Origin of the sequence: Lactobacillus porci, from assembly GCF_009695985.1 — a bacterium.
Taxonomy (GTDB): domain Bacteria; phylum Bacillota; class Bacilli; order Lactobacillales; family Lactobacillaceae; genus Lactobacillus; species Lactobacillus absianus.
The window spans coordinates 78,997-90,862 of sequence record NZ_VUMX01000002.1 but is presented as its reverse complement, the minus strand read 5'-3'; the positions used below and the strand labels follow the sequence as shown (position 1 = coordinate 90,862).

Annotated in this window: 14 protein-coding genes; 9 read left to right on the top strand and 5 right to left on the bottom strand. The window is 51.1% G+C overall.

Annotation, left to right across the window (positions count from 1 at the left end):
- Window positions 1-8: 8 nt before the first annotated feature.
- From FYJ62_RS01485 to FYJ62_RS01450, 8 genes are all read left to right on the top strand, one after another.
- Window positions 9-971, top strand: coding sequence for a F0F1 ATP synthase subunit gamma (locus FYJ62_RS01485; protein WP_154547030.1), 963 nt, complete (start codon window positions 9-11; stop codon window positions 969-971).
- 22 nt (window positions 972-993) lie between these two features.
- Entirely contained in the window at window positions 994-2,433 is a 1,440-nt protein-coding gene (atpD, locus tag FYJ62_RS01480) for a F0F1 ATP synthase subunit beta (protein ID WP_154547028.1), read from the top strand.
- Between the two features lie 11 nt (window positions 2,434-2,444).
- Window positions 2,445-2,888 carry a F0F1 ATP synthase subunit epsilon gene (locus FYJ62_RS01475; RefSeq protein ID WP_154547025.1) on the top strand — a complete coding sequence of 148 codons (444 nt, stop codon included), beginning with the start codon at window positions 2,445-2,447 and terminating at the stop codon, window positions 2,886-2,888.
- Window positions 2,889-2,936: 48 nt separating this feature from the next.
- On the top strand, window positions 2,937-3,167 hold the full coding sequence (locus FYJ62_RS01470) for a DUF1146 domain-containing protein (protein ID WP_154547023.1): 231 nt from the start codon (window positions 2,937-2,939) through the stop codon (window positions 3,165-3,167).
- Between the two features lie 85 nt (window positions 3,168-3,252).
- Window positions 3,253-4,242, top strand: a complete 990-nt coding sequence (gene mreB, locus FYJ62_RS01465; RefSeq protein WP_302187248.1) for a rod shape-determining protein — start codon at window positions 3,253-3,255, stop codon at window positions 4,240-4,242.
- A gap of 2 nt (window positions 4,243-4,244) precedes the next feature.
- Window positions 4,245-4,541, top strand: coding sequence for a membrane protein insertion efficiency factor YidD (gene yidD, locus FYJ62_RS01460; RefSeq protein ID WP_154547019.1), 297 nt, complete (start codon window positions 4,245-4,247; stop codon window positions 4,539-4,541).
- A gap of 8 nt (window positions 4,542-4,549) precedes the next feature.
- Window positions 4,550-4,777, top strand: a complete 228-nt coding sequence (locus tag FYJ62_RS01455; protein ID WP_154547017.1) for a DUF2969 domain-containing protein — start codon at window positions 4,550-4,552, stop codon at window positions 4,775-4,777.
- 23 nt (window positions 4,778-4,800) lie between these two features.
- Window positions 4,801-5,991 carry an FtsW/RodA/SpoVE family cell cycle protein gene (locus FYJ62_RS01450; protein WP_154547015.1) on the top strand — a complete coding sequence of 397 codons (1,191 nt, stop codon included), beginning with the start codon at window positions 4,801-4,803 and terminating at the stop codon, window positions 5,989-5,991.
- Window positions 5,992-6,068: 77 nt separating this feature from the next.
- Here the strand turns inward: FYJ62_RS01450 and FYJ62_RS01445 are convergent, their stop codons facing one another.
- From FYJ62_RS01445 to rpsD, 5 genes are all read right to left on the bottom strand, one after another.
- The gene (locus FYJ62_RS01445) at window positions 6,069-6,533 is read right to left on the bottom strand and encodes a universal stress protein (RefSeq protein ID WP_154547013.1); all 465 of its coding nucleotides are present in this window, start codon (window positions 6,531-6,533) and stop codon (window positions 6,069-6,071) included.
- A 46-nt stretch (window positions 6,534-6,579) separates the two neighbouring features.
- Window positions 6,580-6,864, bottom strand: a complete 285-nt coding sequence (locus tag FYJ62_RS01440; protein ID WP_154547011.1) for a hypothetical protein — start codon at window positions 6,862-6,864, stop codon at window positions 6,580-6,582.
- Window positions 6,865-7,211: 347 nt separating this feature from the next.
- Complete coding sequence (locus tag FYJ62_RS01435; RefSeq protein WP_154547009.1) at window positions 7,212-8,531, bottom strand: replication-associated recombination protein A; 1,320 nt, start codon at window positions 8,529-8,531, stop codon at window positions 7,212-7,214.
- Entirely contained in the window at window positions 8,528-9,004 is a 477-nt protein-coding gene (locus FYJ62_RS01430; RefSeq protein WP_154547007.1) for a YueI family protein, read from the bottom strand. The genes FYJ62_RS01435 and FYJ62_RS01430 overlap by 4 nt, the downstream gene beginning before the upstream one ends.
- 160 nt (window positions 9,005-9,164) lie before the next feature.
- On the bottom strand, window positions 9,165-9,776 hold the full coding sequence (rpsD, locus tag FYJ62_RS01425) for a 30S ribosomal protein S4 (RefSeq protein WP_154547005.1): 612 nt from the start codon (window positions 9,774-9,776) through the stop codon (window positions 9,165-9,167).
- A gap of 299 nt (window positions 9,777-10,075) precedes the next feature.
- On the opposite strand from rpsD, the gene ezrA reads away from it, so the two are divergent.
- Window positions 10,076-11,809: a septation ring formation regulator EzrA gene (gene ezrA / locus FYJ62_RS01420; RefSeq protein WP_154547003.1), complete on the top strand. Its 1,734-nt coding sequence runs from the start codon at window positions 10,076-10,078 to the stop codon at window positions 11,807-11,809.
- Window positions 11,810-11,866 lie beyond the last annotated feature (57 nt).

The window sequence follows — 11,866 nt, the reverse complement described above, 5'->3', positions numbered from 1 at the left end:
GGTAGACTATGCCTGCATCTTTACTTGAATTGAAGAAGAGAATCGCTTCAGTTAAGCAAACGAGTAAGATCACTGAAGCCATGCACATGGTTTCAGCCGCCAAACTGAATCAAACTGAAAAGAAGGACAAGGGCTACCAGATGTACAATGAGCTGCTTCATCAAACGGTTTCCCGTTTGATGAGCGCCAGCGTCATTGACCACTTGAAGAAGAGCAACTACAAGATCAACCAGGACAACATTGACCGGATTGATTATAGTGACGTCTTCGGGATGGGGATCATCTCCGACATGGTCAAGGAGCGCGACGAAGTTCATTCCGTAGGCTATTTGGTAGTTACCGGGGACCGTGGCTTGGTTGGCTCATACAACTCCAACATTCTCAAGCACATGATGAGCATGATCGAAGATGACAAGGCCCAGGGCCTGGAATCCAAGATCCTGTCCGTTGGGAGCGTTGGCTCACAGTTCTTCAAGAAGAACAACCTGAACGTCGTCTACGAAAAGAACGGCGTATCCGACGTTCCAGGCTTCAAGGAAGTTCTGCCAGTCGTTTCCACGGCGATCAAAATGTACTTGAATGGCGTGTATGACGTGCTGTACGTCTGCTACACCCACCACGTCAACACCCTGTCATCAGTCTTCCGGGCTGAAAAGATGCTGCCGATCCAAGACTTGGATATCGGCACTGAAGCCGCGGAAGAAAGCAAAGAAATTGAGTATGAGATCGCTCCAGACGTTGACAGCGTTTTGGCAACTCTGCTGCCGCAATTCGCGCGGGCTGAGATCTACGGCGCCATCTTGGACGCTAAGACCGCGGAGCACGCAAGTTCCATGACGGCTATGAAGAGCGCCACGGACAACGCCCAGGACCTCGTATCCAGCTTAAGTTTGCAATTAAACCGTGCAAGACAGGCACAGATCACCACTGAAATTACTGAAATCGTCAGTGGTGCGAATGCCCTTGAATAATAGAAAAGAAGGAGGTAGAAGTTTGAGTCAAGGTGAAATCGTTCAAGTTATTGGACCAGTTGTCGACGTCAAGTTTCCAATTGACAAAGACTTGCCAGATATCAACAACGCGTTGAAAGTCATCAAGTCAGACACTGAATCCATTACGCTTGAAGTTACTCTTGAACAAGGCGACGGCGTCTTGCGCTGCATCGCCATGGAATCTACCGATGGCCTTCGGCGTGGCATGAAGGTTGAAGATACTGGTGCCCCAATTTCTGTCCCAGTTGGGAAAGATACTTTGGGCCGTGTCTTCAACGTTTTAGGCAACCCAATCGATGGCGGTCCAGAATTTCCTGCTGACCACCCACGTTCCGGGATCCACAAAGAAGCACCTAAGTACGATGAATTAACTACCAGCCGTGAAATTTTGGAAACTGGGATTAAAGTTATTGACCTGCTTGAACCATATTTGCGTGGTGGTAAGGTTGGTCTGTTCGGGGGTGCCGGTGTTGGCAAGACGACCATCATCCAGGAATTGATCCACAACATCGCCCAAGAACACAACGGTATCTCAGTCTTTACCGGGGTTGGTGAAAGAACTCGTGAAGGTAACGACCTTTACTTTGAAATGAAGGCATCTGGGGTTCTGAACAAGACCGCCATGGTCTTTGGTCAGATGAACGAGCCGCCTGGTGCCAGAATGCGGGTTGCCTTGACTGGCTTGACGATCGCTGAATACTTCAGAGACGTTGAAGGTCAAGACGTCCTGCTCTTCATCGACAACATCTTCCGGTTTACTCAGGCCGGTTCTGAAGTTTCCGCCCTGTTGGGCCGGATGCCAAGTGCCGTTGGTTACCAGCCAACTTTGGCAACTGAAATGGGACAATTGCAAGAAAGAATCACTTCAACTAAGAAGGGTTCCATCACTTCTATCCAAGCCGTTTACGTTCCTGCCGACGACTACACTGACCCAGCGCCAGCGACTACTTTCGCCCACTTGGACGCGACGACCAACTTGGAGCGTAGCTTGGTAGAACAAGGTATCTACCCAGCCGTTGACCCATTGGAATCAACTTCAAGCGCCTTGGACCCAGAAATTGTCGGTCAAGAACACTACGAAGTCGCAACTCGCGTACAGCACATTTTGCAACGCTACCACGAACTGCAAGACATCATTTCCGTTTTGGGGATGGATGAATTGTCAGACGAGGAAAAGATGATTGTTGCCCGTGCCCGGAAGATTCAATTCTTCCTGTCACAAAACTTCTTCGTTGCTGAAGTCTTCACTGGACGTCCTGGTTCATACGTTCCTATCAAGGAAACGGTTAAGGGCTTTAAGATGATCCTCGATGGCCATCTTGACGACCTGCCAGAAGACGCCTTCAGAAACGTTGGCCCAATCGAAGACGTTGTGAAGAAGGCACAAGAAATGGGCGTTACCCCAAGTGATCCAGAAGCTAAAGCATTGTTAGAAAAGTAGGGTGATGCACCATGGCAGAACCAGAGAAACTTTTTCAGATCAAGATCGTGACGCCGAATGGCCTGATCTACTCTCACCGTGGCAGCTCCGTCTCAATGCGGGCTGTTGATGGTGACCGGCAAATCCTGTACAATCACATGCCGATTCTTACGCCGCTTGCGATTGGGGAAATCCGGGTCAAAAGAGGAGCAGAAATGGACCACAAGGTTGACTACATTGCCGTCAGCGGCGGAATCATCGCCTTTGCCGACAACGTGGCCACGATTATTGCCGATAATGCTGAACGCGCCCGGAACATTGACCTTACGCGTGCCGAGGCTGCCAAGCAGCGGGCAGAAGCCCACATCAAGGAAGCCAAGGAAAAGCACGACCAACAGTCATTGCAGCGTGCAGAACTTGCATTGCAGCGTGCGGTTACCCGTATTCGTGTTTACGATGCGCTTCACCACAAATAAAAGGGAAAGAGCGGAGTCAATCCGCTCTTTTTTGATGGAGATTTTATTATGAGACAACTCGGAATTCATGCGGTGCTCAGCATCGTCATTTACCTGGTGGCCATCGCCCTGGCCTTCCAGGCCGTCAAAGCAGTCAAGATCGAAAACCTGATCCGGTCAGACAAGCCATTTGAAGCCCAGACCTTTTTGATCTTTACGGCCATTGCCTTGGGCTACCTGGTGGCCCAATTCGTGATTTCCTTTATTGATAGCTCCCTGCAGCTGTCCAACCTTTTTTAAAATTGCTAAAAGGGTTAGGCGAATCAGGTAACCCGTACACCTTTTATGGTACAATTAACATTAATATGTTATGGAGGAAATATACGTGTCAAAAGATATTGGTATTGATTTAGGTACCGCGAACGTTTTGATCAACGTTTCCGGTAAAGGCATCGTGATTGATGAGCCTTCTGTCGTTGCTGTTGATACAAACACCAACAAGGTAGTCGCAGTGGGGACGGAAGCTTATGAAATGGTAGGGCGTACTCCTGGCAACATCCGCGTGATCCGGCCACTTAAGGATGGCGTAATTGCTGACTTTGACATCACTGAAGCCATGCTGTCTTACTTTATTGAGAAGCTGAACGTGAAGGGCTTCATGTCCAAGCCGAACATTTTGGTCTGCACCCCAACTGGCGTGACCTCGATTGAGCAAAAGGCGATCATTCAAGCCGCGGAAAAGTCTGGCGGCGGCAAGGTCTACCTGGACTTTGAGCCAAAGGTGGCAGCCGTCGGGGCTGGCCTGGACATCTTCAAGCCGCAAGGCAACATGGTCATCGACATCGGTGGCGGGACCACGGACATCGCGATCCTGTCAATGGGAGAAATCGTTACTTCCAAGTCCTTGCGCTATGCCGGCGACAAGATGAACCAAGCGATCGTCAACTACATTAAGGCCAACCATCAACTCTTGATCGGGACCAGAACCGCGGAAACGATCAAGATTGAGATTGGCGCGGCAACCGATCCGGATAAGGATGAAACCATGACGGTCCGGGGCCGGGATACGATTGACGGTCTGCCAAAGCAGATCACGGTGTCTGCAGAAGAAATCTGCGAAGCCCTGACCCCAGGCCTGTTGTCCATCATTGCTGCGACTAAGCAGGTCTTGCAGGAGACGCCGCCAGAATTGTCAGCCGACATTATCGACCGGGGCATCATGATCACCGGTGGTGGGGCGCTGCTGAAGAATATCGACAAGCTGATCGCTGACCACTTGTCAGTTCCAGTCCTGATCGCTGAGTCACCACTGGAATCAGTGGCCCTGGGGACCGGGATCCTGCTGCAAAATATTGAAAAGCACGAGCGTCACTAAACATGATCCGAAATTTGTTGATCTTTTTGGTCAAGGGCTATCAGAAGCTCTTGTCGCCAATTTTGCCGGACAGCTGCCGCTTCTACCCGACTTGTTCCAGCTACATGATTGATGCCCTGCAGAAGCATGGATTGATCTTGGGACTGATCATGGGCTGCGCCCGCATTCTGCGCTGCAATCCTTTTAACCGGGGTGGGGTGGATCCAGTGCCGGATAATTTCACCTTGTTCAAGAACCCGCACCCTGAGCGCTATGAGGATGAGATTATCGTCAAGAAATTTCACAGTGACGCCAACTAGGAGGAAACATGTCAAGAAGTCAAGAAAACATTGGGATTGAAGTCAACGAACTCAAGGGACGCTCACTTCCGACTTGGGAAGTTGTCATTCCGAAGAAGAAGACAATTGGCTTGATTGAAAAGGTTGAAGGCAAGTACCGGGTTACTACCAACAAGACAAACAGCGTGATGTTCGCTAAAACCCTTGATGCTGGTATTAATGACCTTCTTGCATACTTCACCTTGCATGAAAAGTAATTTTTATTAAGTAGTGATTATTCATGGCAAAAGTTCAAGAAGAGAACAATTGGTATGATCGGATCGCCTGGGGGGTTATCATCCCGGTCGTATTGCTGTCTTTCGTCAGTTTTTATTCGATCTACAACGCGTCATCAAACGACTCGACCTATGGGACACCAGTCAAGACAGTGGTCATGCAGATCGTCTGGTACGTGATCTGCTGGACTATGGTGGCTTTTATCATGCACTTTGATGCTGAACAGATCTTCAAGCTGGCTCCATACTTATATGGCGTCGGCCTGGTCCTCTTGGTCCTGGTTTTGTTCCTTTATGACCGCTCGACGGCGGCTTCCAGTGGGGCCAAGTCCTGGTTCGTCGTTGGACCGATCAGTTTTCAGCCTTCGGAAGTGATGAAGCCGGCCTATATCCTGCAGCTGGCCCGGGTCGTGCGTGAGCACAACCAGCGCTATGCCCACAACTTGAAGAATGACTGGCTTTTGATCGGGAAGGTTATTGCCTGGTTCCTGCCAGTCGGCATTTTGCTGATGCTGCAGCCAGACTTTGGGACCTGCTTGGTCTTCGTCGCCATTACGGCCGGCATTCTGTTGGTTTCCGGGATTTCCTGGGCTATTATCGTGCCCGTCTTCGTCTTGATGGCGGTTGTGGGGATTACTGCCATTCTTCTGGTCTTTACCAAGGAAGGGCAGACGATCCTGAGCCACTATTTCAAGACTTACCAGCTGGAAAGAATTAAGTCCTGGTCTGATCCGTCAGGAGCAACGAGTAACTCGGCTTACCAGCTTTGGCAGTCAATGAAGGCGATCGGTTCTGGCCAGGTCTTCGGCAATGGCTGGAACAACATCAAGGTCTACGTGCCGGTTAGAAACTCCGACATGATCTTCTCCGTTATCGGTGAAACCTTTGGTTTTGTCGGCGGGGTGAGCTTGATCGGGATCTACCTGGTTTTGATCATCCAAATGGTCAAGATTACCTTCGACACTAAGAACGCTTTTTACTCATACGTGTCCACAGGGATTATCATGATGATTTTGTTCCACGTTTTTGAAAACATCGGCATGAGCATTGATTTGTTGCCCCTTACCGGGGTTCCTCTGCCATTTGTTTCACAGGGTGGGTCGGCCCTCTTGGGGAATATGATTGGGGTGGGCTTGATCCTCTCCATGAAGTGGCACAATAAGGACTACATGTTCAGTACTGCTGGCGACTTTTAAGCAAACCGTCAGAAAAAGCCAAAAGAAAAACAGGCCGCGAGGCCTGTTTTTCTTTTGCTGATAATCGATTGTTAATGCTAGTCGGCTTCTGGCAGTCTGCTGTGTCTAACCACCAAAACATCGCAATCGGCAGTTCTGGTGACGTATTCGGTAACGCTGCCGATCAACAGCCGCTCTACGGCATTCAAGCCGGTAGCCCCAACAACGATCAGGTCGATGTCATGCTTCTTAGGGAAGTCACGACTGATGATGGTCTTTGGTGAGCCGAACTCGATTGAGAAGTGGACTTCCTTGACCCCGGCTTCTTTAGCAGCTTGGGAGTACTTTTCCATCTTCTTCTTGGCATCGTTGGACACTTGTTCAACCATTGCGGAGTCAAAGCTTGAAACGTTTTGGAATGAACGGGTGTCGATGACGTGCAGGATTTCCAAGTCGGCATTCATGTGCTTGGCTACGGCAATCGCGCGCTTGAAGGCCAAGTCGGCTTCCTTGGAACCATCGACAGCAATTTGAATGTGTTTGTATTGATATGTCTTTGTCATTTTAGCCACCTCTTCCTAGCTATATTTTACCAAATCTGCAAACGATTTAGTGCTCGTTTTTGGAAATTATCAGGGCAAAAATCAGGATCGCCCCTGACCCCAAAAAGAGGGTGATCAAGTTCAGGTACTTGTTGCCGGAAAAGAGCAGGAAAATGCCCAGCACGCTGATCGCGACCAAGGCGACCGCGGTCACGGTCAGGATCTGGTGCAGTTCCGGATTCCCGCTGACGTCAAAGACCAGGAAGGCGCCGTTTCGCCGATGCCACAGGTACCAGGCCGTCAGCATCAGGGCGAGGATGAAGCAGATCATCACGATGCGAATGTAAATCATTGTTTTTAAACTCCTGTTATTGAATTTTGCTGCTGTAAGTAATTGTAGCAAAAAAATGCCAATAAAAAAGCGGCCCCTCCGGGCCGCTGCTGATTATCTAAGAAAATCCGAGTTGACCAAAGCATAAATGGCGCTTGTTGATCCCGTAAAAAATCTACAAAATCCGGTTCGTCGCGCAGTGAATATGGATTCTGCCAAGCAGCATTCCGATTCAGTAGTTACTGACGAACCACCACGTCCTTAAGTTTGATCGGTCAACTAATTTACAAATAGGCTTTTGACGATCAACTCAGATCACTTATTATAGTATATAATCGCTTGCCGCTTGTCAAGCAAAATAAAAGCGCTTACGGCTGATCTGCCTTCCGCTTGGCCAGGCCCGCCTCCTGCATGTGCCGCAGCTTGAGGTACTGCTTTTTAAAGGCTCCTTCAAACTTGGACTCGCCCTTGGGGGCGAAATACTGGGCGCCTAACAGATTGTTTGGCAGATACTGCTGTGGCACCCAGTCGCCCGGAAAGTCGTGGGGGTAGACATAGCCATTGCCGTGCCCCAGCTTCTTGGCGCCCTGGTAATGGGCATCCTTTAGATCGTCAGGAATCTCGCCAACCCGCTTGGTCCGGACGTCGCTCAGTGCCTTGTCAATGGCCCCGATGGCTGAATTGCTCTTAGGGGACAAGCAGAGCTCGATCACGGCGTTTGCCAGGGGGATGCGGGCTTCTGGCAAGCCCAGCTGTCTGGCGCTCCAAATAGCCGCTGCGGCCCGCTCAGCGGCCGGCGGATTGGCCAGGCCAATGTCTTCATAGGCAATGACCAAGAGCCGCCGGCAGATGGAAATCAGGTCGCCAGATTCAATTAAGCGGGCCAAATAGTGGAGGGCGGCGTCGGTGTCAGAGCCGCGTATTGATTTTTGAAAGGCGGAGACCAGGTCGTAGTGGCCATCGCCAGACGCGTCAAAAGCTTGGGTCTTCATCTGCAGGGATTCAGCCATGTCTTCTTTAGTGACCGTCACCTGGTCCGCGCTTTGGCCTTCATCTTTCAGCTCCTGGCGGGTTGACAGGACGGCCAGCTCCAGCCCGTTTAAAGTTGAGCGCAGGTCGCCGTTGCCTTTTTCAACCAGGAGCTCCAGGGCGTCAGCGGTCAAAGTCACGTGATACTTGCCCAGGCCCCGCTCTTCATCCGCGATCGCCCGCTTGATGGCCGTTTTGGCGTCCGCTTCAGTCAGGGGCTTTAGTTGAAAGATCTGACAGCGCGACCGGATGGCCGGGGAGATGGCGATATAAGGATTTTCCGTGGTTGCCCCGATCAGGATGATCTGGCCGGACTCAAGCAAGGGCAGCAGGAAGTCCTGCTTGACCTTGTCCAGGCGGTGAATTTCATCCAGCAAGAGAATGACCGTCCCGCTCATCTTGCCTTCGGCCGCGACCTGAGCCAGCTCTTTTTTGCCGTCGGTCGCGGCGTTGAGCTGGCGGAAGGCATATTTGGTCGAACCGGCAATCGCTGAGGCAATGCTGGTCTTGCCGATGCCAGGGGGACCGTAGAGGATCATACTGGACAGGCGCTTGGCCTCGACCATCCGGCGGATGATCTTCTTGGGTCCGACCAGGTGCTGCTGGCCCACGACCTCGTCCAAATCACGCGGCCGCATCCGGTAGGCTAAAGGCTTCATTTGGCGTCACCATGAAAGAGGCGGTGGAAAAAGCCCTCTTTCTTCTTAGCCGGCGCGGCCAGCTCCTCCGCCGGCAGGGGCGGGGCGTAGACCTGGCCGATCTCGATCCGCATCCGGTTGATGGCTTCCTGGCTGACGACCAGGATAGCTGAATCTTCATCGCCGGTTCTGGCCGTCTCATCATTGATCAGGCAGAACTTGATTCCGCTCTTGGCGGCTGCGGCTTCAACCCGGTTGACAAAGCGCGGATTTGGCGTGTTGCCGTTGATCAAGATAGTGTAGCCTTGATAGTCGCTGAAATGGTCTAAGAAGAGCTTGGTCAGCTGGGGATCTTGGGCCTCTTGCAGATTCATGCGGACGTAGACCCGCTCGCGCAAAGAACCCAGGTAGCGGCGCCGCTCGTCTGGCCGCGTCTGGGGCGTGATGCCCGCGGCGGCATTTTGAACCCGTTTCTCTAATTCGTCATCAGCCATATTAGTCACCTTTTCTATCCTCTCTGTGTTTCCCTTTATGGGTTTATTGTACACAATTTGCCTGAAGAATAACAAAAACAAACTGGAACAAAATTTAAAGCAAAGAAAAGCAAAAAAAAGACGCATGCGGATGCATGCGTCTTTTGAAGCCTGAAAAATATTACAGCAACTTGTTGTAGTATTCAACAACGAGGGCTTCGTCAATGTCAGGTTCCATTTCGTCGCGTTCTGGCAAACGAACCAATTGACCTTCCATCTTGTCTTCGTCGAATGAAACAAATGAAGGACGAGCGTTAGTAGCTTCCAAAGCGTCCTTAACTTGTTGCAAGTTCTTTGACTTTTCCTTCAAGCCGATTACTTGACCAGGAGCAACTTCGTATGAAGGGATGTCAACGCGCTTGCCATCAACAGTGATGTGGCCGTGGTTTACCAATTGACGAGCTTGTTCACGGGTAGTAGCCAAGCCGAGACGGTAAACGACGTTGTCCAGACGACGTTCAAGCAAGATCATGAAGTTGGTGCCGTGTTGGCCTTCACGGATCTTGCCGGCGCGTGCGAACAAAGTACGGAATTGACGTTCGTTCAAGCCGAACATCCAACGCAGCTTTTGCTTTTCGTGCAATTGCATGCCGTATTCTGACAAACGGCCGCGTTGGTTAGGACCGTGTTGACCTGGAGCGTATGAACGACGGGCAAGTTCCTTGCCAGTACCTGAAAGGGAAATCCCCAATCTTCTTGAACGCTTCCAACTTGGACCAGTGTATCTTGACATATAAAAAATCCTCCAATGATATAAATATAAAATTTCTTGGAGTAAAATATCACAATATAAGCTCAACATTCGTGCATCTCGAGTTTACATTTTCGCCCGTGCAGCGTGGGTTACTCGTTCACTAACAAAATCGTCCCGAGATGTTGACGTTCTTGTCGCTTATGGCTGCAAATATTTTACACGACGACTATTATAAGAGCATCCGGGCCATAAAGCAAGAAAAAAGGCAGAAAATTAAAGCTTTGCTCGTTAAGGCGCCTACATTTGGTATAATATTGGTAATTGCGGAGGAGAAAGATATGTCATCTACACAATCTCTACTAATCATTACGATCATTATCGCGATTATCGTGGCGATCGCCGCGATGCTGCTGGTCAACCGGCGGCACCTGCGCGAAATTGAAGAACTGGACAATGATTTGGGCAATATGGAAGACCTGCACCTGGAACGGGCCATTGGCAAGCTGAACCAGATGGAGCTGGCCGGGGAGAGTCTGGCGACCTTGAACACCTGGAAGAAGAGCTACAAGGAGGCCAGTGAGAAGTTTCCAACCATTCAGCGGCTGATCGAGGAAGCGGCTGATGACAATGCCCGCTACCGCCTGCTCAAGAGTCACCAGGCAATCAAGAAGGCCAGCGACTTGGTGGCCTCCATTGAGGAGAACGTCAAGAATTCCGCTGAGGTTTTCACCCAGCTGCTGGAGTCCAACCGGGAAAACAAGGCCCAATACGATGAGCTGATGGGGGCCTACCGGGAAATCCGCAAGACGATTCTGGCGGACTCATACGACTACAGCCTGGCCCTGGATGAGATCGAAAACAAGCTTTCCGCCATGGAAAGCGACTTTGCCGAGGCCAAGAGCCTGACCGCCCAGGGCGACCACGTGGAAGCCAAGCGGATGCTTTCGACGATCCGGAGTGCTTTGACCAGCCTGCAGGAGAAGCTGCCAAAGGTCAAGGAAGACCAGCATGAGCTCCAGAACGTCTTCAGCGACCAGCTGGATGAGATTTCCGCGGCCTACAAGAAGATGCGCGATGACAAGTATGGCTTTGGCAATCTTGACGTCCTGCTGGAAGTCAAGCAGTCCAACGAGCAGATCGACAAGTCCCAGCAGGACTTGGCCAAGCTGGATCTTGAGACCTGTGAAAAGGGGATCAAGAAGGTGCAAAAGGAAATCGACACCCTCTACGCGATCCTGGAAAAGGAATACAAGGCCCGGCCTTTCGTTGAGAAGAACCAGGACAAGCTGCAGCGGATCCTGTCCCACCAGGAGAATATCAGCCAGCAGCTGATCAAGAAGCTGCACCACATTGATGAAAGCTACGAGCTGACCCACGGGGAGTTGGACGAGAGCCGGGCTTTGGAGCGGGAAATCCACAAGATGGACTCTGACTTCATCAGAGCTACCCAGAAGATTGCCGAAGGCCGGGCGGTCTTTTCAGACGTTGAAAGCGACTGGACCCGGATGCTGGGCCGCCTGCAGGAAATCGAGGACCGGGAGAAGGAATTGTCGGAAGCCGTTGACGGCTTGTACGATGCTGAAGAAGTGGCCCACCGGTCCATCAAGGAATTCAAGCAGCAGGTCTCTTTGGTCTACCGGCACCTGACCCGCCAGCACTTGCCTGGCATTCCGGAAAGCTTCCTGCAGATGTATACCCTGGTCATCAACGAAATTGGCAAGACCAGCCGGGAGCTTAACCAGGTCCGGATCAACATGGAGAAGATCTCCAGCGACTTGGTGCAGATTTCTGACGATGTCGCCCGCCTGCAAAAGGAAGCCGATGACATCATCAGCTCCGCCAATCTGTTTGAACTGACCATGCAGTACTCCAACAAGTTCCTGGACAATGAAGGGGTCTTGCGGGCCAGAAGAGAAGCCATGAAGCGCTACGAGCGCGACTACAACTACAAAGACGCTTTGGATACGATCGCCACGGCGGTTGAACGGGTTGAACCAGGCAGCTACCAGCGCATCGAGAGCTCCTACTACCGCGAGCAGGCGGAAACGGCGACCCAGCCCAAGGAAGCTTAAGGCTTAGTCGTTGCAGTTGACCTGATTTTGGACTAAAATTAAACATTATTGTCAAGC

Coding starts and splice junctions, on each gene's coding strand:
- FYJ62_RS01485 (WP_154547030.1), top strand. CDS start 9: ATGCCTGCATCTTTACTTGAATTGAAGAAGAGAATCGCTTCAGTTAAG.
- FYJ62_RS01475 (WP_154547025.1), top strand. CDS start 2,445: ATGGCAGAACCAGAGAAACTTTTTCAGATCAAGATCGTGACGCCGAAT.
- FYJ62_RS01470 (WP_154547023.1), top strand. CDS start 2,937: ATGAGACAACTCGGAATTCATGCGGTGCTCAGCATCGTCATTTACCTG.
- yidD (WP_154547019.1), top strand. CDS start 4,245: ATGATCCGAAATTTGTTGATCTTTTTGGTCAAGGGCTATCAGAAGCTC.
- FYJ62_RS01455 (WP_154547017.1), top strand. CDS start 4,550: ATGTCAAGAAGTCAAGAAAACATTGGGATTGAAGTCAACGAACTCAAG.
- FYJ62_RS01450 (WP_154547015.1), top strand. CDS start 4,801: ATGGCAAAAGTTCAAGAAGAGAACAATTGGTATGATCGGATCGCCTGG.
- FYJ62_RS01445 (WP_154547013.1), bottom strand. CDS start 6,533: ATGACAAAGACATATCAATACAAACACATTCAAATTGCTGTCGATGGT.
- FYJ62_RS01440 (WP_154547011.1), bottom strand. CDS start 6,864: ATGATTTACATTCGCATCGTGATGATCTGCTTCATCCTCGCCCTGATG.
- FYJ62_RS01435 (WP_154547009.1), bottom strand. CDS start 8,531: ATGAAGCCTTTAGCCTACCGGATGCGGCCGCGTGATTTGGACGAGGTC.
- FYJ62_RS01430 (WP_154547007.1), bottom strand. CDS start 9,004: ATGGCTGATGACGAATTAGAGAAACGGGTTCAAAATGCCGCCGCGGGC.
- rpsD (WP_154547005.1), bottom strand. CDS start 9,776: ATGTCAAGATACACTGGTCCAAGTTGGAAGCGTTCAAGAAGATTGGGG.
- ezrA (WP_154547003.1), top strand. CDS start 10,076: ATGTCATCTACACAATCTCTACTAATCATTACGATCATTATCGCGATT.